Annotated in this window: 1 protein-coding gene; it reads right to left on the reverse strand. The window is 33.9% G+C overall.

Features of this window, described 5'->3' with window-relative positions:
• Positions 1–88 precede the first annotated feature (88 nt).
• Positions 89–319, reverse strand: a 231-nt coding sequence (locus J8281_RS19420; protein ID WP_210199287.1) for a choice-of-anchor B family protein, incomplete at its 5' end; no start/stop codon positions are given.

Consider the following 319-nt stretch of genomic DNA (forward strand, 5'->3'; position numbering starts at 1 on the left):
TGAACAACTAAGTAATGAAGTAAATATTATTAACAGCAAATAGGAACGATATGATTTGATGGTTTTCATTGATAGCGGAGCGGGGTAATTAGTCGCTTTTTCTAACTACAAAAAGTCCTCTGTTAATATCGCTTATTACGATATTGCCACTTTCAAAAAACGGGTATACATTCCAGGCGCCATCAAAATCAGTACCGTCATTTTCTGGATAAGTATCAAAAAAACCAATTTCTGTATAAGACTTATTGTCTATATTATTGATATCTAAAACCCTAAGTCCAGCCCTGTAGCTTGCTTGGTAATATGTGTTTCCTTTGAT

Source organism: Aquimarina sp. U1-2 (genome assembly GCF_017897595.1).
Lineage (GTDB): Bacteria > Bacteroidota > Bacteroidia > Flavobacteriales > Flavobacteriaceae > Aquimarina.